Source organism: Marinomonas sp. TW1, assembly GCF_001625355.1.
Classification (GTDB): domain Bacteria; phylum Pseudomonadota; class Gammaproteobacteria; order Pseudomonadales; family Marinomonadaceae; genus Marinomonas.
In genome coordinates this window covers 67,619-94,175 of record NZ_JSEE01000012.1, presented here as the reverse complement: position 1 = coordinate 94,175, position 26,557 = coordinate 67,619, and the positions used below count along the sequence as shown (strand labels likewise).

Sequence of the window (26,557 nt, the reverse complement as noted above, 5' to 3'; positions counted from 1 at the left end):
GTGTTAGTCTTAGCTATTTATCATTTTCAGACCCCAAGCATGACAAGTTTCCCATTGCTTGTTATCTCATAAGGAAGCTCATTGATGTCCAATATGGTTACTGCTTTACCTTACCAAGCGCTTGCTGCCAAAGTACCAACCGATCATTTACCTTTTGAAACGCTAAAAGACATTGAGCCTCTTAGTGGCATTCTCGGTCAGGAGCGTGCCGTAGAGGCGATTCAGTTCGGTGTGGCCATGCAGCGCCCTGGTTACAATATCTATGCGATGGGCGATTCCGGAACGGGCCGCTCATCTTATGTGATGAGCTATTTAAAAAGCGAAGCCAAGCGACGACCAGCACCAACTGAATGGGTTTATGTTAATAACTTCACAGAAAGCTACCGTCCAAAAGCCATTGAATTTGCGCCAGATATGGCGTCTGAGTTTGAAAAAGAAATTCGTGGTTTGATTGATGGTTTAATGGCGACGTTTCCAGCCGCTTTTGAAAACCCGACTTACCAACAGCAAAAGAGCATCATAGATCGCGCCTTTAATGATAAGTATGAGGCGGCAATTAATCGTGTTGAGCGAGTGTCAGGCAAGATTGGTGTGGCCATGTTCCGCGACGCGTCATCAGTCAGTTTTGCGCCGATGAAAGAAGGTAAGGCACTGGAAGAAAATGAATTTGCTGCCTTGACCGATGAGGAGCGTGATGCGTTTCAGGAAGGGGTTTCAACATTAGAAGGTCTGCTTAACGAAGAGTTATTAGGTTTACCTCAATGGAAGCGTGAAACCTATGACCTGTTACGCCAGTTAAATTTAGATACGGTGAAAGAAGCGCTTGATCCCTTGATGCAACCGCTACTAGATACCTACAAAGATCACGAGCAAGTGTTGGCGTACCTTACTGCTCTGCGTGCCGATCTCGACAAAACCATCATAGATCAAATGGCGGACGATAAAGCGTCTGAAAATCGTGATGAAGTGGGCCGTCGACAAATGTATGAAGATTTGTATTTGCCAAACATTGCGGTGACAAACGAAAAAGACGGTGGCCAGCCAGTTATTTATGAGCCGCACCCAACTTACCGTAATTTGTTTGGTCAAGTCGAACACAGCAGTGACCAGGGGATGCTGGTGACCAGTTATCGCCTTATTCGCTCAGGCAGTTTGCACGCTGCAAATGGCGGTTATTTGATCTTAGATGCTGAAAAGTTACTGACGGATCATTATTTGTGGGAAGCTTTGAAGCGAGCCCTCAAGAGTAAGACGCTTAAGATTGAGCACCCTTATTCAGATATGGGACTCATGAATACCACAACCTTGACGCCACAAGATTTGCCTTTGCAGGTTAAAGTTGTGTTGATTGGGGCTCGAGATATTTATTACTTGCTGCAAGACGCCGATCCAGATTTTCAAGAAATGTTCCGTGTACTTGTGGACTTTGATGACAGCTTAAAGCGCACTAAGGAATCAGAATACGCGTTCGCTCGTTTGATGAAAGATCGAGTCGATAAAGAGGAATACGCTAACGTAACGCGTGATGGCGTGGCGGCCTTAATTGAATATAGTAGTCGCCTAGCGGAGCATCAACGCGAAATGGCGGCCAAAATTGGCGATGTTTTTGAGTTGCTTGGCGAGGCGGATTTTGTGCGTCAAATGGCTAAGGACGAAGAAATTAATGCCGATCATATTCAGCGAGCTTTGAAAGCCAAGAAACATCGTACAGGCCGTGTTAGCGAGAAGATCATTGAAGAAATCATTGAAGGCACGGTGTTACTGGAAAGTGATGGTTATGCCGTAGGGAAAATCAATGGTTTAACCGTGATGCAGATTGGTGACAGTAGCTTTGGTGCACCGGCACGTATTTCCACTACGGTTTATCCTGGTGGTAAGGGCATTATCGACATTGAGCGTGAGTCTAATCTTGGTCAAAATATTCACTCGAAAGGTGTGTTGATTCTGTCAGGTTACTTAGGCAACAAATACGCACAACGTTATCCCCTCGAGATTTCAGCCTCCATCGCTATGGAACAAAGCTACGGCTATGTGGATGGTGACAGTGCGTCAACGGCTGAATTGTGTTGCCTTCTTTCTGCTTTGATTCAAGTGCCATTACGCCAAGATTTGGCCATCACAGGTTCATTGAATCAATACGGTGAAGTGCAAGCGATTGGCGGTGTGAATGAAAAAATCGAAGGCTTCTTTAATGTCTGTCAGGCGCGAGAATTAACGGGCAAGCAGGGGGTGATTATTCCCAAGTCAAATGCCAATAATTTGATGTTAAATGATGACATCCTTGTCGCAGTCAAAGCCGGTTTGTTCCACATTTATACAATTGAGTCAGCTGATGAAGCATTGCACCTGTTAACTGGTATAGAGCCGGGTGTTCCAGATGAAAATGGCGACTATCCTGAAGGAACCTTGTCTTTCAAAGTCATCCAGCGTTTGGAAGAAATAGCTAAACTTGGAGAGGATGACGAAGAAGAAGAGGAAGATGAAAGCGACGAAAATACAGAAGAAAACACGAAAAAAGCTTAGTGTTTTCCATTGGTTCGCTTAATTATCTGTGCTTTACATTTTGAGTTGATCAAAGAGAAAACGGAATAGTAGAGGTCGTCCGCTTTAACATAAACATAGCTGGCGACCTCTTTGCGTTTACTCGGTAAGTGTTTTTTCAGTACCATTGCGCGTTTGAAGGTTTTGCCTGAGACATATTTTTCGGCGGCCTTATCGGCAGCGGCTCTCGCGTCCCAATCGGAGCATTCAGCATAGGCTTGTGTTGTGCTCAATATGATTAGGAAAGCACATAGGCGTTTGACATGATACATGGTTTCATCTCTTAATCTTTCATTCCCTCTAGTATCCATTAACGACGCCTCTACTGGCAAGCTTAGTGGTGAAAACGAAAATCTACTTTCATTCTCTGGTGCTTTTCTGTTTGAAAATGCTATTTTAATAGCGTGGGAAAGGCGAAGACCAAATTACAATGAATATTGAAAGGGTGTTTTTTATGAAAAAAAGTTTGCTTGCCGGGGCAATCTTGTTGTCGACGTTCTCGTCTGTCAGCATGGCACATGGTTCATGTGGTGATACGGACTTACATGGTTATATGCAGGATATTAAAAGTGAGATGCGTCAAATGTCAACGGCGGTGAAGTCTGGTAACAATGATGCCGCAACGGAACACGTTGAGCGCTTAATTGTGTCTTTTCAGAAATCGCGTAAGACTCAACCTCATCAGTTTGAAATGGATGGCTTAGAAGGGGAGGTGCTGGCTCAACAAAAAGAACAATATGTTGAGTTGATTGATAGCACAATTAAAACCTTAGAAGATTTGAATGTCGCCTTGGTGGCGAACGATAAAAAAACCATTCGTCAGCTGGTTGGCGAGATAGGTAAGCATCGAAAAGCTGGCCATAGCACTTTTAAAGGAAGTTGCTAATCCCCTTGATGACCTAGACTTTAATCGCTGTTACAATGCGCGCGTTAAAGAGAGGAAATTATGGCTCGTTTAAAAAAATCACGTTCAATGCGTGGAAAGTTAGGCAAAACCGGCTCAAAAGAGATGATGAAAGAGCAAAATAAAGCTCGTAAGGCATCCTCTGTGCGTCGCTTTGCAACCAAAAAATCGAAGCAGCGTAAAGATCAAGCTCATAAGAAATTAGAGCGTTTAGGGCTTTTACCAGAAAAAGAAGAGGCGGTTGCTGCAACTCGCCCTCGTCGTTTTGTGTTTGTTAAGCCTCAGACAGAAAAGCCGTCAGAGCCTATTAAGGTGTCTGAATCTGTCCAGTCTGATCGCGAAGATTTGTCTGTAGATGAACTTTTGTCCGCATTTACAGAAGAAAATTAAGCAAAAGTATGTAGAATTAGAAAGGCTGCCTTGCAGCCTTTTTTTATGCCCCAAGTTTCTGATTCGTATTGATTAAATTTTAATTGATTAAGGTGACAACATTGAAAGCTTCCGTTCCCATGTCGAGTGTTCGCTATCTTCTAAAAGCAGTAGAGAAACAGGGGCTCGATCGAGAAGCAGTATTAGAAAGTTTAGAGATAACCGCTGAAGAGTTGGAACAGAGTGATTCTTTCTCTGCTTATCGGTTTGGTATGCTGTATCAAAAAATCATGTGGCTAATGCAGGATGAGTCATTCGGCATGTTGAGTGGCGGTAAGATTCCGAACGGTACTTTTCGTATGATGTGTCTGTGTATTATTCATGCACGAAGTTTGGCTCATGCTCTGTATCGTTGTAGTGATTTTTATGAAATTTGTCGTGGTCCAACGGTGAAGCCTGTGCTGATCAAAAAAGGTCGCTTTGCTATGGTGACCTTTGGGCCATTAAGCTCATCCGATGAAGACATCGACAGTTTGGTGTTAGCTGAGTCAAATGAACAGCTGAGAACGACTCTGTCTATGTGGCATCATTTTATTTGTTGGTTAATCGGTCGTCGTTTAAACCTTAAAGCCGCGTATTTTACCAATGAGCGCCCCAATGATGTGGAATACTACAAAACGTTATTCCAGTCAGAAGTGAAGTTTAATCAGCATGCCAATGCATTGGTTTTTCCGGCCAGTTATCTTGATATGCCTATTGTCCAAACCGAAGACAGTCTACGAGGTTTTTTAAAAACCGCGCCTTATCAATTGCTGGTGATGGTCGAAAACGACAACAGCTTGAAGTCACAAGTCATGGCTATGTTAGGGAAAGACTTTTCTCGAGAGATGCCAAGTGCAGAAGAGGTGGCCAGCGGTTTAAACATGAGTGTTTCCACTCTGCGTCGACGCCTAAATGATGAAAGCACCTCTTATCAGCAGATAAAAGATGAGTGCCGCAAGGAGGCTGCGATCACTTACATGAACGCACCACAGTTAAGCATTAACGATATTGCCGCCTTGATGGGATTTGATGAACCGAGTGCATTTTTTCGCTCATTTAAAAAATGGACAGGTATGACGCCAGGTGAATACCGAAAAAGTGAGGAATATTTAAAGTTCGGTAAGGATATGAAACGCCCTGATAATAGGGGCTGAGTCATGCCTTGTTGGTATTGTGAATGTATTTGTTAGAAATATAGGTTTGAAATGTTATTGAGGAATTGGCGTTCTTTTTCCATTCTATAGGTATACATCCGCTCGGATAACTTATACCGGAGAATAAAAAATGAGCGATTACCAATATCCTGTAAATGACATTTTGTTTAGCCTGCTCTCTGTTGCCGACATTAATAAGTTGGCGCCTTACCTGGAAGAGCCCATTGATCAAGAGTTGCTTGAAGCCATTTTAGGCGAAGCCGGAAAACTTTCTGAGCAAGTTATTGCGCCAATTAATGCGAGTGGCGACAGTGAAGGTTCAAGAGTTGAGAATGGTGAGGTAATTGAAGCGAAAGGTTTTAAAGAAGCCTTCAAAGCCTACACGGATGGTGGCTGGGTTGGATTGTCTGGAGACCCTGAATACGGCGGTCAAGGGCTACCATCCTTCATTGCGACGGCGGTAAACGAAGGCGTTCAATCCGCTAACTTAGCTTTTTCTTTATGCCCATTGTTAAGTCATGGCGCAATCGAAGCCATCAGTCATCATGCCAGTGATGAATTAAAATCTCAGTACCTACCTAAAATGCTAAGCGGAGAGTGGGCTGGCACCATGAACCTGACTGAACCTTCTGCTGGGTCGGATCTTGCTGCTATTGCTTGTAAAGCCATACCCGATGGTGATGCTTACCGCATCAAAGGTCAAAAAATCTACATTACTTGGGGCGACCATCAAATGAGCGATAACATCATTCATTTGGTGTTGGCTCGCCTACCTGATGCGCCTGAAGGGGTTAAAGGTATCTCGTTATTCTTAGCACCGAAGTTTTTATTGGATGATGCTGGAGAGCCTTCGCAGCGAAATGATGTGCAAGTGGTTTCAGTAGAACATAAGTTGGGGATTCATGCATCGCCTACTTGTGTGATGAGCTTTGGTGAAAACGAAGGAGCACTAGGCTATTTAGTTGGTGAAAAACATCAGGGTCTAAAAGCCATGTTTACCATGATGAACAATGCTCGACAGGGTGTTGGATTACAAGGTCTGGCGATCGCCGAGCGCGCTTATCAGCAAGCGTTGGCTTATGCCAAAGAGCGTAAACAAGGCATGAAGGCTGACCGTTCTGGTAAAGCGGCGATTATTGAGCACCCAGATGTACTTCGTATGCTAATGATGATGAAGTCGCAAATTGATGCGATGCGTTCATTGGTTTATGTGGCCGCTATCGAAAACGACCTTTCCCACCTAGCCGATGGAGAGGTGAAGCAAAAAGCGGTTGCAAGAACAGCGCTTTACACGCCAATCGTGAAAGGCTGGATCACTGAGCAAGCTCAAGAAATCACTTCCTTAGCCATTCAAGTCCACGGTGGTATGGGCTTCATTGAAGAAACAGGTGTGGCGCAACATGCACGTGATGCTCGAATCTTACCTATTTATGAAGGTACCAATGGCATACAAGCCATCGATTTGATTGGACGTAAACTTTACGCCGATCAAGGTGCTGCGATGCAAGATTTATTGACTGAAATGGCCGTTGATTTAGACCAATGGAAAGCAATCAATTTTAATGCACCGCTTGAAAAGCTAAGCGCTGCTTTAGAGCAAGCTAAACAGGCGACCGATTATTGTTTAGCCGCAATGCAAAAAGACAGCACATTAGGTACGGGTTCTGCCTATGCTTATATGATGTTAATGGGTTATGTGGTTGGCGCTTGGCTGCAAATCAAAGCCTTGGTGGCGAGTCAGCAAGATACGCAAATGGCTGATCAACAGAAACAATCTTGGTGTCAATCAGTGGTCTTTTATTGTGATCATGTTTTGCCAAGAGCGAGCGCTTTCTATCAGGCCATTGAGTCGGGCCATCAGTCGGTAGAAGTGCTGAATGAAGCAAGCTTTGCGCGTTAATATCGCGAATAACAATAAAAATGCCGTTGTTGGGAGGCAGTATGACAGATAGAGAAGTGATGGAATTTGATGTGGTTGTTGTCGGTGGTGGCCCAGCAGGTCTTTCCACTGCGTGCCGCATTATGCAAAAAGCGCAGGCGGATGAAAAAGAAATCAGCGTTTGTTTAGTCGAAAAAGGCTCAGAAATTGGCGCGCACATTTTATCTGGCGCGGTGGTAGACCCGAAAGCCTTGACCGAATTGTTCCCAGACTGGCAGGAAATGGGCGCACCGCTTGAAACCAAAGTGAATGTCGATGAGTTACATTGGTTGGGTTCAGCAAGTTCTGGTCGCCAGTTAAGCCGTTGGATGATGCCAAAAACCTTGCACAATGATGGTAATTACATCATTAGTTTAGGCAACCTTAGTCGCTGGTTGGCGGAGCAAGCTGAAAACCTAGGCGTAGAAGTCTTCCCTGGATTCTCTGCTGCACAGTTGGCTTACGATGAAGAGGGCAAGGTTGAAGGCATTATCACAGGGGATATGGGCATAGCGGAAGATGGTTCGGAAAAAGACAGCTACATGCCAGGTATGTTGTTAAAAGCCAAATACACGATTTTCTCTGAAGGCTGCCGCGGCCATTTAGGTAAAGAGCTTATTGCTCAATACAAACTGGATGAAGGGAAAGCACCACAGCATTATGGTTTGGGTATCAAAGAGTTATGGGATGTTCCTGCTGAAATGAGTAAGCCGGGTACGGTGATTCACACGGCGGGTTGGCCATTAGGCAAAGAAGCGGGTGGTGGCGGTTTCCTGTACCACCTTGAAAATAACCAAGTGGTTGTCGGTTTGATTGTGGATCTTAATTATAAGAACCCTCATTTAAGTCCTTATGATGAATTCCAACGTTATAAACATCATCCTGTTATCGCAAAGCATTTAGAAGGGGCTAAACGCGTTTCTTACGGTGCACGAGCCATAGCGAAAGGAGGCTGGTCTTCATTGCCAAAATTAAGCTTCCCTGGTGGACTAATTATTGGTTGTGATGCTGGCACACTAAACCCAGCTAAGATCAAAGGAACACATACCGCAATGAAGAGTGGCATGATAGCCGCTGACACTGTTTATGATGCATTGCAGGCTGATGTTCATTTGGCTGAGCTTGCTCATTTTAATGAGGCATTGGCTTCATCTTGGTTGGGTAAAGAATTACAACAAGCACGTAACTTTGTTCCTGTGATGCACAAGCTTGGTACTTTCTGGGGCGGGGCTTATAACTGGTTGGATCAAAATATCTTTGCGGGGAGCTTACCTTTTACCTTTAATGACATGATGCCAGACTACGCTTGTCTTGAGATGGCGGATAAACACACTGCACCAGAATATCGCAAGCCAGATGGCTTATTAAGTTTTGATAAGCCATCTTCTGTCTTCCTTTCTAATACCAATCATGAAGAGGATCAGCCTTGCCATTTGAAGTTGAAAGATGCCGCGATTCCATTAAATCACAACTTGCCTAAATATGATGAGCCTGCTCAGCGATATTGTCCGGCAGGTGTGTATGAAGTGGTTGAGTCCGAGGGCGAGTCTCGCTTTCAGATTAATTCACAAAACTGCGTCCACTGCAAAACGTGTGATATTAAAGATCCCGCTCAAAATATCACTTGGGTCACGCCTGAAGGCGCAGGTGGCCCTAACTATCCTAATATGTAACATAAGCAGGGTGAAACAAAACAAGGAGACCATAGTCTCCTTGTTTTGTTTCATATTCCTCACTGGATTTACATGTCAGCCTGTTTAATAATGTGCTCCACAATATAAGGGGTTATTATGCGTTTATGGGTTGATGCGGACGCCTGTCCAAATGTAATCAAAAATATACTATTTCGTGCCGCTGAACGCATTCAGGTGCCATGCATTTTAGTCGCAAACCAAGCGATTGCTATTCCGCCTTCAAAATGGGTTGAACGACGTGTTGTAAGCTCAGGTTTTGATGTTGCTGACAATTATATTGTTGAACAAGCCTCTCCAGATGATTTAGTCGTTACCGCTGATATTCCATTAGCGGCGGAAGTGATTGATAAAGGGGCCTTGGCAATCAATCCTCGTGGTGAACTTTATACGAAAGAAAACATCAAGCAGCGCTTAAATATGCGTGATTTTATGGAACAAATGCGCTCCTCAGGCGTGCAAACAGGTGGACCGGCTAGCTTTAGTCAGCAAGATAGAATGGCATTTGCCAATACGCTCGATAAGCTATTAGCACAACGGGCAACCTAGTTGCCTGTTAGTTAGCGGAACGAGAATTGTGTTATCGGGAAAGGGTTTCAAGGAATTTTTTCCCGATGATTCAACAGTTATAGGTGAGCACATATGAAAAAAATTGTGGTTGTTGGTGGTGGTGCTGGCGGGTTAGAGCTGGTTACCAAACTTGGCAAAGCATTTGGGAAAAAGCGTCAAGCAGAGGTCGTGCTGATTGATAGGAGTCAGACGCACATATGGAAGCCACTGCTTCATGAAGTGGCGACAGGGTCATTAGACATCAATAATGATGGTCTAAATTACCGCGCCCACGCTGCAAAACATCACTATCAATTTCAATTGGGTACATTAATTAATGTCGACCCAACTCAACGAGTGCTTACTTTAGCGTCCATTTTGGACGATAAAGGTCATCAAGTCCTACCCGAACGAAATGTCAGTTACGATATTCTGGTGATGGCAGTTGGCAGTGTTAGCAATGATTTTGGCACTCCAGGTGTTGCCGAACATTGTTATTTCCTAGACTCTCATCGCCAAGCTGAGCGCTTCCAGCAAGCATTACTACAACAATTTTTACGCGTGAATCAAGAGGGTGCTGACTCTAAGCTTAAACTTGCGATTGTTGGTGGTGGCGCAACTGGAGTTGAATTATCCGCTGAATTATTCCACGTAGCTGAATTAATGAAGTCCTATGGTATGCCAGACATGTCAGGCAAACGGGTTCAGGTGCAATTAATTGAAGCGGGTGAGCGAATATTACCGGCTTTACCTGAACGTATTGCTGGGCTGGCCAGTAAAGAGCTTCAACACCTTGGTGTTCAAATAAGCGAAAAAACTCGAGTTGTCCGAGCCTTTGAAGGTGGTTTCGAAACCGCCGAAGAAGAAACCATTGATGCTCATCTTATGATTTGGGCGGCAGGGGTGAAGGCGCCAGATTTTGTGGCGAACATTGAAGGCTTTGAAACGACACGCAACAATCAAATTTTAGTAAAAAACACGCTGCAAGCAACTGAGTTTGATAACGTTTATGTTATTGGTGACTGTTGTGCCTGTAAGCAAGCAGATGGTTCTTTTGTGCCACCAAGAGCGCAATCAGCGCATCAAATGGCCTCATTAGTGTTTACCAATATCAAAGCGTCTTTTTTAGGCGAAACTCAAAAAGAGTACACCTATAAAGACTATGGTTCTTTAGTGAACTTAAGTCGCTACAGTACAGTGGGCAGCTTAATGGGCAATTTAAGCAGTCGTTCAATGTTTATTGAAGGGCGTTTGGCTCGATTTGTTTATGTATCCCTTTATCGTCTTCACTTGATTGCCATACACGGTTGGTTCAAAGCGACCATCATCATGGCAGCGCAGAAGGTGGGTAAAGTTGTGAAACCCAAGCTAAAGCTCCACTAAGTAAATTTTGGGAGAGGTTCTTTATTGAGCCAAATTGACTTTCGTTGATGTCTTAAACCGATATACAGGAGTATGTCGGTTTTTTTTGCTCTGAGATTTGACCTGTGTGTTACACATAGGTTCTATACTCTCTAGAATTGTTTCAGATGGAGGTGATATGCGAGTCAGTGAAATAGCGAAAAAAGCGTTGGTCACACCGGATACAGTACGTCACTACACTCGATTAGGCTTAATAACGGCTGAGCGAAATCCTGATAACGACTATCAAGTTTATGACAAAACCGCTTTGCAAAGGCTGAAATTTATTCGCCAAGCAATAGAGTTGGGGCTTAGCCTCAAGCAAGTAGAGAATATCCTACAACAATCAGACAGTGGCGATTCTCCTTGCCCTATGGTGCGAGATCTATTGCAACACAAGGTGCCGGAGACAAAGGCTAAGATAGCACAATTACAAGCACATCTGGCTAAAATGGAAACCGCTTTAGCGGCTTGGGACTCCATGCCAGACGGCGTGCCAGATGGTCATTCTATTTGTTGCTTAATTGAAGACTGGGAAGACGTTTCTCTATCAGAAAAAGCCTCGGAGGCCTGCCATGACGGATGTAAATAAAGAGAAAGTGTCTTTGTCTGTCTATGGCATGACCTGCCAAGGCTGTGTTCGAAAAATCCGCGAACAGATTCAAGCATTCAGTTCCAATGCTGATGTGACTGGTGACCCAAAGGCGAATCATTTAGAGGTTTTATCGGATTTGAACTTTGCACAAATTCAGAGAGCCGTTGAGCAAGCTGGGTTTGCAATAAGTGAAAATAAACCAAAGCAAGAAGTAGATACTTCCTTATTGAATGATCATGCTCAATTAAAAAAACAAACCAGCGAACGAGAAAGAATACAGCCAGCAGAATATCAGATTGCGGTCTCGGGAATGACTTGTGCGGGTTGTGTGAATACCGTTCAGTCAGCATTAGCCAGAGTGACTGGAACCAAAAAGGTTGAAGTGAATTTTGCAAGTCATCTGGCTCAAGTGTCTAGCTCCGCTAGCCATCAAGATTTGTTGACGGCGATCAGCGAGGCCGGTTATCAAGGTGAGCTAGTGACAGATTCGCAACAAAATGCAGAACAGAAAATCGTTAAGGATGCCAAAGAATATCGATACAAAATCACCTCGTCTTTAATGGGGCTTACCGTGGGTGTGCCGCTTATGCTGTATGGCCTATTAGGCGGAAGCATGATAGTGAGCTCGCTCACCGAACAGTTTGCTTGGTTTTCTATTGGCTCATTATGTGCGTTCATTATGTACTTCGCAGGCAGGCATTATTTCATAAGTGCATGGAAAGCCTTGCGTTCACATCATGCCAATATGGATTTGTTAATTGCTATTGGGACTGGCAGCGCTTGGTTATATTCCATGCTGGTCGTTGTGTTACCAGATTATTTTCCAGTCAATACTCGGCATTTGTATTTTGAGGCCGCTGTCATGATCATTGGTTTAATCAATCTCGGCCAGGCGCTTGAAGTCAAAGCCAGAAGCAAAACCAATCAAGCCCTGCAGAAGTTGTTAGATCTAGCGCCCAAGCAAGCGATACTGATTCGTGATGGACGAGAGGTGCCTGTCCAAGTCTCACAAATCAATGCAGGGGATTTAATTCGATTGCGTTCTGGTGATGCCGTCCCAATTGATGGCGATGTTATAGAAGGTCAATCTTATCTAAATGAAGCCATGTTAACCGGTGAGTCCCTTCCTGTTTACAAAACAAAAGACGATTCTGTTAGGGCCGGTACCATCAATACGAATGGTAGCTTGGTCATTAAGGTGCTTAGAACAGGCAAGCAGACTCAACTTGCTAAAATAGTAGAAATGGTCAGTCGAGCGCAAAATTCAAAACCACCGATCAGTAAATTGGCTGATAAAGTATCTAGTGTGTTTGTCCCTAGCGTGATTATCATTGCGATATTGACTGCGTTAGCTTGGTATAACCTCGCTGATACTCTCGATTATTCATACATGCTAGTAACCGCTGTTTCTGTGTTAATCATAGCTTGCCCCTGTGCACTCGGTTTAGCAACGCCAATATCAACTATGATTGGTGTGGGGAAGGCGGCTGAAGTAGGAGGGCTGATTCGTAATGGTGAGGCATTACAGGTCGCCAGCAAGTTGGATTGTTTGGTGTTTGATAAAACAGGCACCATCACGCAAGGAAAACCCAGTGTTACTAAGGTTGACTATGTTGGTGAGCGCGCTCATATAGATTTCGTTAATGCTTTGGTTAAATCCCTTGAAAGCAAAGTGAACCATCCGTTAGCCCATGCCTTACTTGAACATGTTGATAAACAAGCGTCAGAGCAAACCATAGACAAGTTTTCATTTGATCGCATCTCATTGACTGAATATGAAAGTCTGCCAGGTTTAGGTGTTCGTGGTCGATACCAAAATGACTGGTATTACCTAGGTAATGAAAAGTGGCTTATTCAGACTGGCCTTTCTGTTCCTGCTTCAGTGAACGCAAAAGAGGCTGGTAGCCATGTTTACTTGTTTACGAATGACACAGTGCTAAGCCATTATTTATTGCAAGATCCGCTTCAAGATGCGGCAGAAAATGCGTTGAAAAGCCTAAAAAAAATGGGCATAAAATTAGTAATGTTGACCGGTGATCAAAAAACAAACGCTATGCAAGTTGCCAATCAATTGGGCTTGGATGACTATCATGCCGAGTTGATGCCAGAAGATAAGCTGAATTGGATCAAATCTCTTCAAGGTCAGGGGGCTGTTGTAGGCATGGTAGGTGATGGGATCAATGATGCGCCAGCATTAGCGCAGGCAAATGTGGGCTTTGCAATGGGTGAGGGTACGGATGTTGCGATGGAAAGTGCGGATGTCACTTTATTGCATAATAACCTGAATGCTTTGGTGGATGTCATTGCGGTGAGCAAGGTAAGCATTCGTAATATCAAACAAAATCTTTGGGGAGCCTTTACATACAACGCCTTAGGCATACCTATTGCTGCAGGTTTGCTCTACCCCATAACTGGCTGGTTGCTCAGTCCTATTATTGCAGGCATGGCCATGTCTTTGTCTTCTGTTACAGTCGTGTTGAATGCGAATAGGCTTAGACGAGCGATTAAAAACAAACTGAAGGAGGTTGAGCGTGCTCATTAATTTGTTAGGAGTACTTGCAATGGTTTTTGTCGTTTATTGGTTTTGGGTGGCTAAGAAATGATCGATCAAGGTGCTTGTTTATTTATAAGACGATAATCCAAATACACCACATTATTATAGAAAGTTTTCATTTATAAGGTGATATGGTTTATCACTCCATACCTGAAAAAGGCTTTAGCCCCATAGAGGTTGTTTTGAGCATAACAACCTGCCCATGAAACACTGTAACTCCACGATAGACTGGAACCGTTCGAGACGATCACTGATAAAACATCGGAATTTAAAAATCATGCTGTTGGCCCCAAAGATGTTGCCAACCAAGCAGATATGGAACTCGTCACGGCCTGAACTTCACCTATGGAATGTTTCTTTGAGAATGGGGCTGAAGCATTCCGCATTTCGGCTCAAAGAGGCAGTGAGGTCACGCCTGAATCTCTTAATAAATAACTTAACTGATTGAAAAACATAAACTACAACTAAAATTGTAGGCTGTTTTGTAATAATTTGCTATTTCCGATAATAACATTTATCGGAAATAGTAAGTGTAAATAAGCGTCCTATTTTGATTCTGTGCTGTTATCGATAGCTCAAAGATGATTCTTCAGCTCTAATAAATGATTAACGGTATACGTTGGCTTGATGGTGTCATGCTGATCGAGTTTTTGATGATTTAACCAGCATGTATCAATACCATATTGGTTGCCACCTAAGATATCCGATTCTAACGTATCGCCAACCATGAGCACTTTATCTTTGCTTGGTTGTGCCATTTTGTTAAAAGCGTATTCGAATATTTTGGCATCTGGCTTCGCCACACCAACTTGCTCAGAAATGATCAAATGTTCGAAATATGGACTCATACCGGTTTTTTCTAAGCGAATCTCTTGTAACTGGGTAAAGCCATTGGTGATAATGGCCATTTTAACGCCTGACTGGTGTAGGCTCTTAATTAGGTCGTCTGCACCTGGTAATGTCTGGCAGATCTCTGCCATGGCATTCAAAAATTCTTGATTGAGTTGGCTCGAACTCACCTTGAGTTTATTGGACCAGAAGTCAAATCGCCTCGTTTGTAGTTCTAAGGCGCTGATCTTGCCGTTCTGATAATCTACCCAAAGTGGCTTATTCACGTTTTGATAAGCTTGGAAATCAGCTGTTTCAAATGTGACGCCATACTGGCTAAACATGCGCTTTAGGCCTGAGAAATTATCGAAGTGAAATAAGGTTTCATCGGCGTCAAATAGTACCCACTGATACTTCATAGTTAGGCTTCTTTCGTGTCATTCAAGTTAAAAGTGTTGAGGGTGTAAAATCGGAGCCAAGGCTAAAATAATGGCTTGTGAATACACGCTTTGTCTGGTTGCGGCATGATTGGTAAATAGGCCGATGGCACCGCCTTTTTGACGAATGTTTTCTGTGTTAAAGACTTGATCCATTATTGGCCCAAGTTCTTCTTGATTTTCAAGTCGTTTAAATATTTGATCAGGAAGAGGCAAATTCGCGGATCGGCCAATATGTTGAGCTCCTTGTTGATCCACAATTGCGATATAAGCGAAAGTAGCAGCGCCCTCCTCAAATTGATCAACGCCACCTTCCATGGAAATGTAAAAAGCGAATTGCTTATTGCTGTCATCTCGTTGGCAAGTTAGCGCTCTATTGATCGCGCCAAGGCGTGTTTCTGACTCTGTCATCGGTTGATCCGCTACGCCCGATGGTGTCGATCGACCTTCACAATGAATAATATGATCTGGATGACACTGCTCGAAAGCCTGTTTCGCCGCGGCAATTTTAACAGGATTGGTTGAGCCTACTTGAATGCGAATCACGGAAGTCATGTGTTCCTCATTAATATACCGTTTGAAACGAAAAAAACCGCAACCAAAAGGATGCGGCTTTTGAATGCGTTTATCGTTATGCTTGCCCTTTAATGATCGGAGTTGGGCACATTACATCAGCATTTTGACCTCGGTGACGCAACAAATGGTCAATTAGCGTGATGGCCAGCATGGCTTCAGCGATTGGCGTGGCGCGAATGCCGACACAAGGGTCGTGCCGCCCTTTCGTAATGACGTCAATGGCATTACCATCACGATCAATACTCTTGCCTGGTGTGGTGATGCTGGACGTTGGCTTTAGCGCCATGTTGACGACGATGTCTTGACCTGACGAGATGCCGCCCAACACGCCGCCTGCATGGTTTGTAAGAAAGCCTTCTGGTGTCATCTCGTCTCTATGTTGACTGCCTTTTTGTTCGATGACATCGAAACCGTCGCCAATTTCAACGCCTTTGACAGCATTGATGCCCATCATGGCTTTAGCAATGTCCGCATCCAAGCGATCAAATACGGGAGCGCCGAGTCCTGGCATGACATTTTTGGCGATGACTGTGATTTTGGCGCCAATCGAGTCGCCTTCTCTGCGAAGTGCTGTCATGTAGGTTTCTAATTCTGGAATAGCGTCTGGATCTGGGCTAAAGAAGCTGTTGTCATAGACTTGAGATAGATCCTTCACCGCCAGTTTGATGGGGCCAAGCTGTGACAAGTAGCCTTGTATTTCGATGCCAAACGTTTGTTTTAGGTATTTTTTAGCGATCGCACCAGCGGCCACTCGCATAGCGGTTTCACGGGCTGAAGAACGTCCACCACCTCGATAATCTCGGAAGCCGTATTTTTGATCATACGTGTAGTCGGCATGCGCCGGTCTAAAGGTGTTGGCAATGTTGCCATAATCTTTGGAGCGCTGATCGGTATTTTCAATCAACAAGCCAATCGGTGTACCGGTTGTTTTTCCTTCAAACACCCCTGATAAGATTTTGACTTCGTCTGCTTCACGGCGTTGGGTGGTGTGTTTTGACGTGCCGGGTTTTCTAAGATCCAGATCACGTTGTAAATCGGCTTCGCAAATTTCAATACCTGGAGGGCAGCCATCTACGATAGCGCCCAATGCTAAACCATGACTTTCACCAAAAGTGGTGACCTTAAATAGGGTTCCGAACGTATTGCCTGACATAGGTTTATTCTACTCGTTTAATAATTCGATTAATTGTTCTTTGGTTAAAATGAACACGCCATTACCGCCCTGTTCTAACGTCATCCACATAAATGGTGTGTCAGGGTATGCGGCTTGCAGTGCCACTTCAGAGTTGCCAACTTCGTACACCAAAATGCCTTCATCATTTAAGTAATGTGCGGCTTGTGATAAAAACTGATGCGTAAAATCCAAACCATCTTCGCCTGATGTCAGTGCGATTTCTGGTTCGTTATGAAATTCTTCTGGTGCGCTCTTAAAATCATCCTGATCGACATATGGCGGGTTACAAATGATGAGATCATATTGCTTGTTGTCTAACCCAGCAAACATATCGGAATGAATGGCACGCACTCGATCTTCAACGTCATGGCGATGGATGTTTTGCTTTGCGACGGTTAAGGCCGCTTCACTGATGTCGCTTAGATCGACCTCTGAATCTTCAAAGATCAAGGCGGCCGCAATGCCGAGGCAACCTGAGCCAGTACACATATCCAAAATATTGAAAGGATAATGCATTAACCAAGGGGAAAATTCAGTCTCAAGTAAGGATAATATGGGGGATCTTGGTATGAGAGTATCTTTGGTAACGTGAAACGGTAAGCCCATGAACCAAGCTTCACCTAATAAATAAGGCAACGGCTCTCGTTGATTGATTCGTCGATGTACCAGTTTGAGTATGTGTGTTTTTTCATTTTGCGTTAATGCACAATCCAACATATAGCGATCAAAGTCCAGAGGCAGTTTAAGAGCCCCCATGACCAATTGGATAGCCTCATCCCAAGCGTTGTCGGTACCATGCCCATAGAATAAGTTGGCATTTTGAAAGCGCGTAAAGGTCCATCTAATGAAATCTTTGATGCTGTGCAAATCGCGAATGGCTGTTTGTTTACGGCTCATTGTCTCTTCTTTTTGGTTGGATCATTTAAAAGCATGCCTCATTATAACGACTATTTCCCCCTGCCTCTATCTTTGTCTTTATCTTGCAGTCGATTTACGGATGCGTTGAGAGATTCGAGCTGAGAGTGAATCTCTTGCCATTGTCGATTTGCTTGATCGGCTTGCTGTTTTTGATTTTGTTGCCGTAAAAGTGCATCTTCGTGCGTCTGTTCTAAGTGTTTAATGTGAGCGTCTTGTTTAGCCAGATCTAATTCTCGCTGCGCTAGATTGAGTCGTAAGGTTTCATTTTCTAAACGGGCCTCTTCAAGTTGTTTCTTTAGGATTTGGTTATGCGATAAGACGTCGTTGAGGCGCTTTTCTTGGTGCTGGTTTTCTTGATTAAGGCTGTTCATTTGGATTTGCTGGCTATGATGCGCGGTTTTTAATTCTTGATGTGCTTCTCCTAATGCCGCCAGACTTTCACTTAATGACAGATAATCTGAGTCAATTGCTGAGAGCTTAAGCTTGCGCCCAGCCTCTATGTCAAAAATTTGTTCTTCAAGCAATTGATTCAACTGTTTCGAGGCTTCTCGCATGAATTGTTTTATAGGAGGTGCGAGTCGTTCATCAAGATTGTGTTGGGTTTGCTTTTCATGCTCTTGATAATCTTTTTGCCATTGGTTGATGGCATTTAGCAAGGTGGTATTGGAGCACTGTCGACCGTCTTTATCGAGAAAGTACTGAGCGACCCTTGGAATGTTTGGGTATTGCTGTTTGTCGATTAATGCCCAGCATGCCTGCTGGATTTCTTCTCTTGAAATGTTCGCTTTTCTTGCCATAGGGGTCTTTAAAAGTAAATTTGATAATTAATGTAAAAATTTATTTAATTTATCATTTGATATCACGTTTTCACACCCTTTTGAGACATAAAAAAGCGCCTAGTTAAACTGGGCGCTTTTATTGACACGAACGAATGTTACTGCCACTGAAACTGGTTTAAGGCCTTAACTGCAAATTCGACGCCAAGCTCTTTTGCCAATTCTTTTAATGGTTCTTCTTTGGGTTCAAATAAAATCGGTCTAGCATTTGGAAAACGGGTTTCAAGCAGTTGATTGAGACTTGCCAGGCCGTCAATTAATCCGATCTTTTCTGCTTGGGTGCCAGTAAAGATCATGCCTGAAAAAACATCATCCGTAATGGTTAATCGATCTTTACGGCCCGCTTTAACCGCATTGATAAATTGCTGATGCGTTTCGTTTAACACGGACTGCCATTTTTCTGACGCCTCCGCTGTCATAGGCGTAAATGGGTCAAGAAAAGCTTTGTTTCGACCAGCAGTAAACACTCGCCGCTCTATGCCAATTTTATCTAACAGCTCTGACGCCTCAAAACCAGCCGAAATAACACCTATTGAGCCGACTAAACTGGCTTGATTCGCATAAATTTCCGTCGCAGCAGAGGCAATGTAATATCCACCCGACGCCGCCATATCTTCCACTACCACTAAAATCGGAATGTCTGGATACACGGCTTGTTTGTTACGGATCGCATCATAAATAATGCCTGAATGCACAGGACTGCCACCTGGACTGTTCATTTCAATGATCACGCCTTTTAATTGGTTACTGCCGTATGCACTGTCCAATAAAGACACCATTTCGGATGATTCAATATCGGCTTCTGCACCAATGACGCCTTGCATTGGAATTATGGCGACGGTATCCCCTTGTATTTGCATATCGCTCAATTCACCACGGGTAAACCAAGCGGCCAATATGCCAACGAAGATGGCTAGAGTGGTAAATCGAAAGAAAATTTTCCAGCGTCTTGCTCGTTTTTTTTCTGCTATGTTTTCAAGCAAGGTTTTTTCGAGCAAGGTCCAAATTTCGTTCTTTGCATCGATGTCTTGTTGCTGAGGTTCACTGTTTGTATTAACGGTGGGTTGATTGTGCTTCGCTGCCTTGTCTTCTTCTTCCGTCCAACTCATGTATTTAAGCCCTAAAGATTTGTTAATGTATTGACTGAAAGTGTACCATAGCGAAAATTTTCACGATAAGGATTACCAATGAATTCAGGGTTTACATTAGAAGAGCTGACATTAGATCAAACTGTTGAATACAGAAAGACAGTTACACAACAAGACGTCCATGCATTTGCTGAAGTAACAGGAGACACAAATCCTGTGCATTTAGATGCTGACTATGCAGCCACAACCTCTTTTGGGCAGCCAATTGCACACGGTATGCTGACAGCGGGCTTCATCTCTGCTGCCATTGGTACACAATTACCGGGACCTGGCTGTATCTATCTGGAGCAAACCTTGAAGTTTCGTTCCCCCGTATTTATTGGACAAGAAGTCGTCACAAAAGTGACGGTCGCTGACATTAATGAACGTCGTCGCCGTGTGACATTGAAAACCGTTTGCGAGTGTGAGGGGAAAGTCGTAGTGACTGGTGAAGCAACCATGATGTTGCCTGCCGCTAAATAATTATTGGTTTGAAGGTGTTATCTCTGAACCCATGTTTGTGATAACACCTTCAGGTTTTAGCGAAAATAAGTGTTTAACTCAATCCCCATAAAACATACAAACCAACCACAAGGTATACTAGGCTTACTAATCGAACTAAAAGGTTGAAGATCAGATTGATCGCAAGACCTTTGATGTAATCCGTACTGATTTGCCAGCCGGCTAATACGGAATTGAATGCCGCTAAAATCAGTACAACACTCGACAAACCTTTATACCAAACAGGCGCAAGCAAAGCCGAAAAATCCGCTAAATTAGCTGGCTGATGGTCAATAAGTAAAACGATCGTAATGATAGCCCAAACGCAGATTAAGGCATTTGTGATGCGTTGAAATAACCATTCCTTTGTGCCACTTCTGGCTTTATCTGCTGCACTTATAGCCATACCCAAACTCCTGATAAAATACTTAAAACAATACCAACCGCAATCGCCAGTTTGGATACCAACATACCACTTTCTAACTCTTCAAAGTGTCCAAAGTCTTGGATAATATGCTTAATGGTAGCGACCACATAATACCCCAATGCCGTCAGCATTCCCCAAACAACAAATTGACCAATGAAATTATCAGTCATGAAGTTGTAGACTAAGTTAAAGCGGTCGTCAGACTGCAAAGAGAAGTAACCTGCTGTTAGTGACATACCCAAGCCAACCCAAATGATGACGGCTGAGATGCGATGCAGGATAGAGGCGATAGCCGTAATCGGCAGGCGAATAGTCTTCAGATCTAGGTTGATCGGTCGAGCTTTGCTCATTAGTGAGCTCCTTTATCAATCATTACGCAGTGAGATGATTTAATCTGGTCAAGATTATTAGTTAAACTAATGCCAATATAGTCATGACATTAAAAAAACGCACACATTCTAATACAATTTGACGCAGAACAAGAGTGTTAAATACGAGGTTGGAGGTTAAATCCATTAGAATGGTGAAAATAGATACTGAAAATGGCGGTGTTTTAGATCACAACATTTTTGTTGATGTACATAAAAAAGAAAAGAGCCACAACTAAGTGACTCTTTTAATAGAAGGAAGTGGTATTTGTATCACGGGTTTAATGACATCACTATCCGGCCGGTGATTTCGCCCTTCTCCATGTCGGAAAAAATATCATTAATGTCTTCGAGTTGCTTCTCTTCAATAATCGCTTTCACTTTTCCTCGAGCGGCAAATTCAAGACATTCTTCTAAGTCTTTGCGAGTGCCAACAATAGACCCAACCACACTGACGCCATTTAAAACCGTATTAAAAATAGGCAAAGGCATGTCTTCCGGAGGGAGGCCCACGAGTACGCATTTACCGCCTCGTCGCACCACATCATAGCTTTGTCTAAAGCCTGCTTTGCTCACTGCGGTACACACCGTGGCATGAACGCCACCGGTTAGGCTAATGATGTCATCAACGACATCGTCTGTTTTAAAGTCAAAATACTGCTCAGCACCAAGCTGTGTTGCTAATTGACGTTTTGCGTCTCCTGTGTCGACGGCGATCACGCGTAACCCCATAGCAACGGCATACTGAACGGCCAAATGCCCTAACCCACCAATGCCGAAAATAGCGACCCAGTTGCCAGGCTTAGCTTGAGATACTTTTAACGCTTTATAAGTGGTCACGCCAGCACAGAACAAAGGTGCGGCATCGACATAGTTCAAGCCATCAGGTACTTTGACCACATAATCGCCGTGGGCCGCACAGTATTCTGCATAACTGCCGTCAACAGAATACCCTGCATTTTGTTGAGATAAGCAAAGGTTTTCGTCGCCAGATAGACAGTATTCACAATGCCCACAAGCACTGTATAGCCAAGGTATGCCGACTCTGTCACCAACACTCAAATGCTCAACATTGGCACCCACCTCAATAATTTCACCGACGCCTTCATGCCCTGGAATTAATGGAAGAGTGGGTTTTACATGCCAATCACCATGACAGGCATGTAAATCCGTATGACACACGCCGCAAGCGTGTATTTTGACTAAGACTTGATGAGGATGGATGTTAGGTTTGGCGACCTCTTCAATTTTTAATATGTTACCAAATTGGTTTGCGACAGCAGCTTTCATCATCTTCTCCTATTGAAAGAGTGATTTCGACACTTGATAGTAGTTGATTAAAGCGGATAAAGACGCGATCTAGATCAAGATTTAAGCTGCTTTTCTGGCGAATAAAGTACGATATAGTGCAAATACAGGGCAATTTAATAAAAAAGCTGTGATTTACCCTTCAGCAAGCCTATATTAATTTCTTAGAACATGTCTTTAGGTGTGATATGAAAGTGCAGTTACTCATTATATTAGCGGTTTTGTTATCGTCATTATTGACGATAAGCCAACGCGCTAATGCAAAAGAAGTGAGTCAATTACGCTGGATTGAACCCAGTATAGAGCAACGATTCTGTGAAGTCTCTGTTCCAGATCAAGACTTTGGTTCGGACAAAAGCCTTTTATTGGCCTACCGCGACCACAATCTACTGAACGACACCTTAATCAATCCATACATCTCACCCGTTGAGATATCGTCTAATTACGACATCAACCAAACTGAGCCAAGAGCCCCTCCCGTTTCATAACGCATTCAGAATAGCTTTATATAAACTAAATTTTTGAAGGAGTTTCGTTATGAAAACACTTACCTATGTTTCGACAAAAGATGTCAATGAATTAACTTGGCCAAATGCATCAGATAATACAAACCTATATTCTTCTGCTTTAACGGTGTTTACTGATTTTTCGGCTGGCGGACCTAGAGTAATTGAATCCAGTGTTCGTGCTGATGAATTGGTTACTTTAATGCGTAAGGAGCATGTACGCATGAAGCTAGTCGTTGATTCAAACAATCAATTTATCGGCGTGATCAGTTTAGAAGATTTATCTGAAGATGTTTTTATCCGTAAAGTCGCGGATGGTTATCAGCGATCCGAGCTGCTTGTCGCTGATCTAATGCGCCCTAAAGAAGCGCTTTTGGCTTTGTCTTACAAGTCTTTAAAGAATTCAGACATCGAATCACTGTTGTTCAGCCAGCGTAACAATCCTTACCAACATTTATTGGTCATCGATGAAGCGACTAAGGCGATTCGTGGATTAGTTTCTTCGAATGATGTGGCTCGGGAGTTAAGATTAGACATAGATGTGTCTTTCTCTAGCTTTCAACAGATCTACACAATCGCACTAGAGGAAGATAAAAAAACAACACAAAAACTAAGAGTAGCTTAGCGGTTTAAAGTAACGGAATAGATAAAAAGAGGCTTAATAATTAAGCCTCTTTTTTTTGAATCCAATAGTAGTATGTGTCTTCTTGTTGAATCTGCTCAACCAGCTTGTGACCAAGAAATTGACAAAATTTGGGTATGTCTCGAGTCGTTGATGGGTCGGTTGCCGTTACCTTTAATACATCTTTTGCCGAGATTTCTCGCATTTTTGCATGCAACATCATGACGGGTTCTGGGCAAAGTAATCCGCTTGCATCAAGCTCAGCCTGGTGATCCATGTCTATCCTCTATATTGAATTTCAGCAGTGAAAATTAGAATGATGACAGAATTTGCTTATTCTGTAGCCACTCAATTGTAAGTTGGGCAATCTCTTCGATCACTTCATTTTGGGTTTTATTGTATTTCTTTAATACTTTGAAGTCATGGTCTGCACCATCAACCCAATGAATCTCTACATTGCTAGGCAAAACTTGTTGGCTAACCCAATCCAAATTCCCTAATGGGTCTCGAGTCCCCTGAATAATTAAGCATGGCTTTTCTAAGCCCTCCAAAAAAAGCAAACGGTGCTTTTCTGGCTTTCTTGGTGGATAAAATGGAAAGCCATAACACACAATGGCCTTAACTTGCTCGTGTTTCGATAGCTGAGTCGCAACTCGTCCTCCCATCGATTTCCCCGATACGATGCAAGCTGTTTCGGATGATATACGGTTTTCATATTCGGCGACCAAAGTCTTAAATTGTGGTGGCGGTCTTCGTTTTCTTGTGGCTTCTTGTTGGCTCATATAATCAAAAGTCATCGGTGAGACGAGGATCGATGATGCACTTTGTAGCCGCTGTTGAAGTTGAGTCAAAAAATCACTTTGATGCCCTGCTCCAGCACCATGAGCCAAAAAAAACGGTAATGTCATAAGGTTAAGAGGCCTGTCAGAAATAAAATGCATTATAAGGATTTGTCACTTAAGGGTCTAAGTTTATTGATCTGTGTCAGGCTTTAATTGAGGGCGAAAGAGTACACTTCCTATTAGAAAATTTAATAGGAACACTTCATGATTTGGGATGACTCTTTAATTAAAAAGTATGACTTGTCCGGTCCTCGTTATACCTCTTACCCGACCGCGCCACAGTTCGATTCAAGCATCAATAAAATAGCTCTGATTGATCGCATGATGGCGCCGTCAAATTCACCACTAAGCTTATATTTTCACATCCCTTTCTGTGCCAATCTGTGTTACTACTGTGCCTGCAATAAAATTGTGACAAAGCAATATCAGAAAGCCACAGACTATGTTGAACTTCTAGGGGAAGAAATGCGTCTTAGAAGTTTAATGATGGACACTCAGCGTCCGGTGACGCAATTGCATTTCGGTGGTGGTACACCGACTTTTTTAAGTCAAGAAAACATTAAAACCTTGTTTGACTATATTCGGCAGCATTTTAATCTGATCAATGATGGTAGCCAAGACTACAGCATTGAAATAGACCCAAGAGAAATTGATCGTGAAAAACTCGCCCTGCTAGTGCAGATGGGCATTAATCGAATCAGTTTAGGCGTTCAGGATTTTGACCCGAAGGTTCAGCAAACCATTCACCGTATCCAATCCATCGATTTGGTGACTCAGTTGGTAAACGATGCTCGAGAACTGGGTATCCAATCCATTAACTTTGATTTAATTTATGGTTTACCCTTCCAGTCCGAAGCCGCCTTTCGAAATACCCTTGATGAAGTCATTAAATTGTCCCCTGAGCGAATTTCATTATTCAATTATGCGCATTTGCCAGAGCGATTCCGAGCCCAAAAACGCATTCCAGAAGACAGTTTGCCCCTCGCCAGTGAAAAGTTATCTATACTCAAAATGAGCATTCAATATTTGGTTGAGGCTGGTTATGAATACATTGGAATGGACCATTTTGCTAAACCTGAAGATTCACTTGCCGTAGCTCAAGCAACGGGCCATCTTCATCGTAACTTTCAAGGCTATACGACTCACGCTGACACCGATTTAATCGCGTTTGGCGTATCCGGAATCAGTAATCTGCATGGTGTTTATATGCAGAACCATGTAGATTTAGCTCATTATAAAGACAGCATCGAAAAGGGGCAGTTAGCCATTTCAAAAGGTTATATAAGTCATCAAGATGACAAAATACGCCATGACGTTATTATGACCTTGATATCTCAATTTTCATTACGCTTTGACAAGATTGAAAATCAATATAATATTAGATTTTTCGAATATTTCAAAAATGAACTGGAAATGCTCCAGCCTATGTTGAACGATGGCATGTTAGAGTTTACTGGTTCGCATCATAAGACAGGGATGCAGGTTACAGAGCGCGGCAGATTGTTAATACGTGGAATTTGTATGGTGTTTGATAAATACCTTAATGGAACAATCAAATATTCTAAAGTTATCTAGATCAGGATTAGGGAGAATACACATGGCTATCACACACACACAGCCAAGGTTCAGCAGCAAATTAACATCTCAATGCCAGAATTGCAGTTTGAGTGCACTGTGTCTGCCCATCGCTTTAGCCGATGAAGACATTAATCGCTTAGATCAGATTATAGAACGAAAGAAACCCCTTAAAAAAGGTGAGTTTTTGTTTAGACAAGGTGACCATTTTGATTCACTGTATGCTGTTCGTTCAGGCACCCTTAAAACCTACAACATCACGTCATTAGGCGAAGAGCAAATTACAGGGTTTTATTGCCCAAGTGAATTGCTTGGTTTAAGTGGTATTGATTCGAGTGCTTACCCTGTTTCTGCAAAAGCGCTAGAAACAACAACTGTTTGTGAAATACCTTTCAGTCATTTAGAAGAATTGTCGACGAAAATCCCATCTTTAAAACACCAGATCTTTAAGATCATGAGTCGTAAAATCTCTGATGATCAACAAATGATGGTGTTACTTGGAAAGAAAAACGCAGATGAAAAAGTGGCGTCATTTTTGCTAAATTTATCCAATCGTTTTAAACGTCGAGGCTACTCTGCGTCATCTTTCCGCTTGTCCATGTCCCGTGGCGAGATTGGTAATTATCTAGGGTTAGCTGTTGAGACAGTGAGTCGTGTTATTACACGCTTTCAAAAAAATGAATTGATTCATGTAGACGGCAAAGAGATTGAGATTGTTAATTTTGAAGAAATGCAAAAACTCGTTGGCGTAGCCCATGATTGTGATAAGATTGCACACTTTTGATTAATGCAGA

Annotated in this window: 27 protein-coding genes; 15 read left to right on the top strand and 12 right to left on the bottom strand. The window is 43.1% G+C overall.

The genetic code is table 11. From position 1 onward, the window contains the following. The first annotated feature begins 84 nt into the window (after positions 1 to 84). Positions 85 to 2,523 (top strand): Lon protease family protein, encoded by a 2,439-nt coding sequence (locus OA79_RS12320; protein ID WP_063333544.1) that lies wholly within the window; start codon positions 85 to 87, stop codon positions 2,521 to 2,523. On the opposite strand, the gene OA79_RS12315 is transcribed toward OA79_RS12320, so the two are convergent. Continuing rightward, positions 2,520 to 2,852: a hypothetical protein gene (locus OA79_RS12315; RefSeq protein ID WP_231908866.1), complete on the bottom strand. Its 333-nt coding sequence runs from the start codon at positions 2,850 to 2,852 to the stop codon at positions 2,520 to 2,522. The two genes, OA79_RS12320 and OA79_RS12315, sit on opposite strands and share 4 nt — an antisense overlap. A gap of 143 nt (positions 2,853 to 2,995) precedes the next feature. Here OA79_RS12315 and OA79_RS12310 point away from each other — a divergent pair, with 143 nt between their 5' ends. From OA79_RS12310 to OA79_RS12270, 9 genes are all read left to right on the top strand, one after another. Beyond that, positions 2,996 to 3,427: a cytochrome b562 gene (locus OA79_RS12310; protein ID WP_197465391.1), complete on the top strand. Its 432-nt coding sequence runs from the start codon at positions 2,996 to 2,998 to the stop codon at positions 3,425 to 3,427. 60 nt (positions 3,428 to 3,487) lie between these two features. Continuing rightward, the gene (locus OA79_RS12305; protein WP_063333542.1) at positions 3,488 to 3,835 is read left to right on the top strand and encodes a hypothetical protein; all 348 of its coding nucleotides are present in this window, start codon (positions 3,488 to 3,490) and stop codon (positions 3,833 to 3,835) included. Positions 3,836 to 3,936: 101 nt separating this feature from the next. Next, on the top strand, positions 3,937 to 5,010 hold the full coding sequence (locus OA79_RS12300) for an AraC family transcriptional regulator (protein WP_082825463.1): 1,074 nt from the start codon (positions 3,937 to 3,939) through the stop codon (positions 5,008 to 5,010). 130 nt (positions 5,011 to 5,140) lie between these two features. Beyond that, complete coding sequence (locus OA79_RS12295) at positions 5,141 to 6,910, top strand: acyl-CoA dehydrogenase (protein WP_063333541.1); 1,770 nt, start codon at positions 5,141 to 5,143, stop codon at positions 6,908 to 6,910. A gap of 41 nt (positions 6,911 to 6,951) precedes the next feature. After that, positions 6,952 to 8,601, top strand: a complete 1,650-nt coding sequence (locus OA79_RS12290; RefSeq protein WP_063333540.1) for an electron transfer flavoprotein-ubiquinone oxidoreductase — start codon at positions 6,952 to 6,954, stop codon at positions 8,599 to 8,601. A gap of 117 nt (positions 8,602 to 8,718) precedes the next feature. Next, a complete protein-coding gene (locus OA79_RS12285; protein WP_063333539.1) occupies positions 8,719 to 9,168 on the top strand; it encodes a YaiI/YqxD family protein in 450 nt (149 codons plus the stop codon). Between the two features lie 93 nt (positions 9,169 to 9,261). Then, on the top strand, positions 9,262 to 10,551 hold the full coding sequence (locus tag OA79_RS12280) for an NAD(P)/FAD-dependent oxidoreductase (protein ID WP_063333538.1): 1,290 nt from the start codon (positions 9,262 to 9,264) through the stop codon (positions 10,549 to 10,551). Between the two features lie 157 nt (positions 10,552 to 10,708). Next, positions 10,709 to 11,161, top strand: coding sequence for a MerR family transcriptional regulator (locus tag OA79_RS12275; RefSeq protein WP_063333537.1), 453 nt, complete (start codon positions 10,709 to 10,711; stop codon positions 11,159 to 11,161). Further along, positions 11,145 to 13,706, top strand: coding sequence for a heavy metal translocating P-type ATPase (locus OA79_RS12270; RefSeq protein WP_063333536.1), 2,562 nt, complete (start codon positions 11,145 to 11,147; stop codon positions 13,704 to 13,706). The genes OA79_RS12275 and OA79_RS12270 overlap by 17 nt, the downstream gene beginning before the upstream one ends. Positions 13,707 to 14,293: 587 nt before the next feature. Here the strand turns inward: OA79_RS12270 and yjjG are convergent. The 6 genes from yjjG to sppA all read right to left on the bottom strand — a co-directional run bounded on the left by yjjG (position 14,294) and on the right by sppA (position 19,596). Beyond that, entirely contained in the window at positions 14,294 to 14,965 is a 672-nt protein-coding gene (yjjG, locus tag OA79_RS12265) for a pyrimidine 5'-nucleotidase (RefSeq protein WP_063333535.1), read from the bottom strand. Between the two features lie 27 nt (positions 14,966 to 14,992). After that, positions 14,993 to 15,538, bottom strand: coding sequence for an inosine/xanthosine triphosphatase (yjjX, locus tag OA79_RS12260; RefSeq protein ID WP_082825462.1), 546 nt, complete (start codon positions 15,536 to 15,538; stop codon positions 14,993 to 14,995). 76 nt (positions 15,539 to 15,614) lie between these two features. After that, positions 15,615 to 16,712: a chorismate synthase gene (aroC, locus tag OA79_RS12255; RefSeq protein ID WP_013796222.1), complete on the bottom strand. Its 1,098-nt coding sequence runs from the start codon at positions 16,710 to 16,712 to the stop codon at positions 15,615 to 15,617. Between the two features lie 9 nt (positions 16,713 to 16,721). Further along, entirely contained in the window at positions 16,722 to 17,630 is a 909-nt protein-coding gene (gene prmB, locus OA79_RS12250; RefSeq protein WP_063333533.1) for a 50S ribosomal protein L3 N(5)-glutamine methyltransferase, read from the bottom strand. 50 nt (positions 17,631 to 17,680) lie between these two features. Then, complete coding sequence (locus OA79_RS12245) at positions 17,681 to 18,448, bottom strand: hypothetical protein (protein WP_063333532.1); 768 nt, start codon at positions 18,446 to 18,448, stop codon at positions 17,681 to 17,683. 137 nt (positions 18,449 to 18,585) lie between these two features. After that, positions 18,586 to 19,596 carry a signal peptide peptidase SppA gene (sppA, locus tag OA79_RS12240; RefSeq protein WP_063333531.1) on the bottom strand — a complete coding sequence of 337 codons (1,011 nt, stop codon included), beginning with the start codon at positions 19,594 to 19,596 and terminating at the stop codon, positions 18,586 to 18,588. Between the two features lie 78 nt (positions 19,597 to 19,674). Here sppA and OA79_RS12235 point away from each other — a divergent pair, with 78 nt between their 5' ends. Further along, entirely contained in the window at positions 19,675 to 20,097 is a 423-nt protein-coding gene (locus OA79_RS12235) for a MaoC family dehydratase (RefSeq protein WP_063333530.1), read from the top strand. A gap of 73 nt (positions 20,098 to 20,170) precedes the next feature. Here OA79_RS12235 and sdhD read toward each other — a convergent pair whose 3' ends face one another. The 3 genes from sdhD to adhP form a co-directional block, all read right to left on the bottom strand. Beyond that, a complete protein-coding gene (gene sdhD, locus OA79_RS12230) occupies positions 20,171 to 20,521 on the bottom strand; it encodes a succinate dehydrogenase, hydrophobic membrane anchor protein (protein WP_063333529.1) in 351 nt (116 codons plus the stop codon). Next, positions 20,512 to 20,892 carry a succinate dehydrogenase, cytochrome b556 subunit gene (gene sdhC, locus OA79_RS12225; protein ID WP_063333528.1) on the bottom strand — a complete coding sequence of 127 codons (381 nt, stop codon included), beginning with the start codon at positions 20,890 to 20,892 and terminating at the stop codon, positions 20,512 to 20,514. The genes sdhD and sdhC overlap by 10 nt, the downstream gene beginning before the upstream one ends. 291 nt (positions 20,893 to 21,183) lie before the next feature. Further along, positions 21,184 to 22,200 carry an alcohol dehydrogenase AdhP gene (gene adhP, locus OA79_RS12220; RefSeq protein WP_063333527.1) on the bottom strand — a complete coding sequence of 339 codons (1,017 nt, stop codon included), beginning with the start codon at positions 22,198 to 22,200 and terminating at the stop codon, positions 21,184 to 21,186. A 206-nt stretch (positions 22,201 to 22,406) separates the two neighbouring features. Here adhP and OA79_RS12215 point away from each other — a divergent pair, with 206 nt between their 5' ends. Both OA79_RS12215 and OA79_RS12210 read left to right on the top strand, forming a co-directional pair. Then, positions 22,407 to 22,706, top strand: coding sequence for a hypothetical protein (locus OA79_RS12215; RefSeq protein WP_063333526.1), 300 nt, complete (start codon positions 22,407 to 22,409; stop codon positions 22,704 to 22,706). 49 nt (positions 22,707 to 22,755) lie between these two features. Continuing rightward, complete coding sequence (locus OA79_RS12210; protein ID WP_063333525.1) at positions 22,756 to 23,349, top strand: CBS domain-containing protein; 594 nt, start codon at positions 22,756 to 22,758, stop codon at positions 23,347 to 23,349. Between the two features lie 40 nt (positions 23,350 to 23,389). Here the strand turns inward: OA79_RS12210 and tusA are convergent, their stop codons facing one another. Further along, positions 23,390 to 23,623 carry a sulfurtransferase TusA gene (gene tusA / locus OA79_RS12205; protein WP_063333524.1) on the bottom strand — a complete coding sequence of 78 codons (234 nt, stop codon included), beginning with the start codon at positions 23,621 to 23,623 and terminating at the stop codon, positions 23,390 to 23,392. 34 nt (positions 23,624 to 23,657) lie between these two features. After that, positions 23,658 to 24,254 carry an alpha/beta family hydrolase gene (locus OA79_RS12200; protein ID WP_063333523.1) on the bottom strand — a complete coding sequence of 199 codons (597 nt, stop codon included), beginning with the start codon at positions 24,252 to 24,254 and terminating at the stop codon, positions 23,658 to 23,660. A gap of 138 nt (positions 24,255 to 24,392) precedes the next feature. On the opposite strand from OA79_RS12200, the gene hemN reads away from it, so the two are divergent. Together hemN and fnr are read left to right on the top strand one after the other, a co-directional pair. After that, entirely contained in the window at positions 24,393 to 25,763 is a 1,371-nt protein-coding gene (gene hemN / locus OA79_RS12195) for an oxygen-independent coproporphyrinogen III oxidase (RefSeq protein ID WP_063333522.1), read from the top strand. 22 nt (positions 25,764 to 25,785) lie between these two features. Further along, a complete protein-coding gene (gene fnr, locus OA79_RS12190; protein WP_063333521.1) occupies positions 25,786 to 26,547 on the top strand; it encodes a fumarate/nitrate reduction transcriptional regulator Fnr in 762 nt (253 codons plus the stop codon). Positions 26,548 to 26,557 lie beyond the last annotated feature (10 nt).

Excerpts from the sequence above, each read along its gene's own strand:
- OA79_RS12320 (WP_063333544.1), top strand. The coding sequence starts at position 85 with ATGTCCAATATGGTTACTGCTTTACCTTACCAAGCGCTTGCTGCCAAA.
- OA79_RS12315 (WP_231908866.1), bottom strand. The coding sequence starts at position 2,852 with ATGGATACTAGAGGGAATGAAAGATTAAGAGATGAAACCATGTATCAT.
- OA79_RS12310 (WP_197465391.1), top strand. The coding sequence starts at position 2,996 with ATGAAAAAAAGTTTGCTTGCCGGGGCAATCTTGTTGTCGACGTTCTCG.
- OA79_RS12305 (WP_063333542.1), top strand. The coding sequence starts at position 3,488 with ATGGCTCGTTTAAAAAAATCACGTTCAATGCGTGGAAAGTTAGGCAAA.
- OA79_RS12295 (WP_063333541.1), top strand. The coding sequence starts at position 5,141 with ATGAGCGATTACCAATATCCTGTAAATGACATTTTGTTTAGCCTGCTC.
- OA79_RS12290 (WP_063333540.1), top strand. The coding sequence starts at position 6,952 with ATGACAGATAGAGAAGTGATGGAATTTGATGTGGTTGTTGTCGGTGGT.
- OA79_RS12285 (WP_063333539.1), top strand. The coding sequence starts at position 8,719 with ATGCGTTTATGGGTTGATGCGGACGCCTGTCCAAATGTAATCAAAAAT.
- OA79_RS12280 (WP_063333538.1), top strand. The coding sequence starts at position 9,262 with ATGAAAAAAATTGTGGTTGTTGGTGGTGGTGCTGGCGGGTTAGAGCTG.
- OA79_RS12275 (WP_063333537.1), top strand. The coding sequence starts at position 10,709 with ATGCGAGTCAGTGAAATAGCGAAAAAAGCGTTGGTCACACCGGATACA.
- OA79_RS12270 (WP_063333536.1), top strand. The coding sequence starts at position 11,145 with ATGACGGATGTAAATAAAGAGAAAGTGTCTTTGTCTGTCTATGGCATG.
- yjjG (WP_063333535.1), bottom strand. The coding sequence starts at position 14,965 with ATGAAGTATCAGTGGGTACTATTTGACGCCGATGAAACCTTATTTCAC.
- yjjX (WP_082825462.1), bottom strand. The coding sequence starts at position 15,538 with ATGACTTCCGTGATTCGCATTCAAGTAGGCTCAACCAATCCTGTTAAA.
- aroC (WP_013796222.1), bottom strand. The coding sequence starts at position 16,712 with ATGTCAGGCAATACGTTCGGAACCCTATTTAAGGTCACCACTTTTGGT.
- prmB (WP_063333533.1), bottom strand. The coding sequence starts at position 17,630 with ATGAGCCGTAAACAAACAGCCATTCGCGATTTGCACAGCATCAAAGAT.
- OA79_RS12245 (WP_063333532.1), bottom strand. The coding sequence starts at position 18,448 with ATGGCAAGAAAAGCGAACATTTCAAGAGAAGAAATCCAGCAGGCATGC.
- sppA (WP_063333531.1), bottom strand. The coding sequence starts at position 19,596 with ATGAGTTGGACGGAAGAAGAAGACAAGGCAGCGAAGCACAATCAACCC.
- OA79_RS12235 (WP_063333530.1), top strand. The coding sequence starts at position 19,675 with ATGAATTCAGGGTTTACATTAGAAGAGCTGACATTAGATCAAACTGTT.
- sdhD (WP_063333529.1), bottom strand. The coding sequence starts at position 20,521 with ATGGCTATAAGTGCAGCAGATAAAGCCAGAAGTGGCACAAAGGAATGG.
- sdhC (WP_063333528.1), bottom strand. The coding sequence starts at position 20,892 with ATGAGCAAAGCTCGACCGATCAACCTAGATCTGAAGACTATTCGCCTG.
- adhP (WP_063333527.1), bottom strand. The coding sequence starts at position 22,200 with ATGAAAGCTGCTGTCGCAAACCAATTTGGTAACATATTAAAAATTGAA.
- OA79_RS12215 (WP_063333526.1), top strand. The coding sequence starts at position 22,407 with ATGAAAGTGCAGTTACTCATTATATTAGCGGTTTTGTTATCGTCATTA.
- OA79_RS12210 (WP_063333525.1), top strand. The coding sequence starts at position 22,756 with ATGAAAACACTTACCTATGTTTCGACAAAAGATGTCAATGAATTAACT.
- tusA (WP_063333524.1), bottom strand. The coding sequence starts at position 23,623 with ATGGATCACCAGGCTGAGCTTGATGCAAGCGGATTACTTTGCCCAGAA.
- OA79_RS12200 (WP_063333523.1), bottom strand. The coding sequence starts at position 24,254 with ATGACATTACCGTTTTTTTTGGCTCATGGTGCTGGAGCAGGGCATCAA.
- hemN (WP_063333522.1), top strand. The coding sequence starts at position 24,393 with ATGATTTGGGATGACTCTTTAATTAAAAAGTATGACTTGTCCGGTCCT.
- fnr (WP_063333521.1), top strand. The coding sequence starts at position 25,786 with ATGGCTATCACACACACACAGCCAAGGTTCAGCAGCAAATTAACATCT.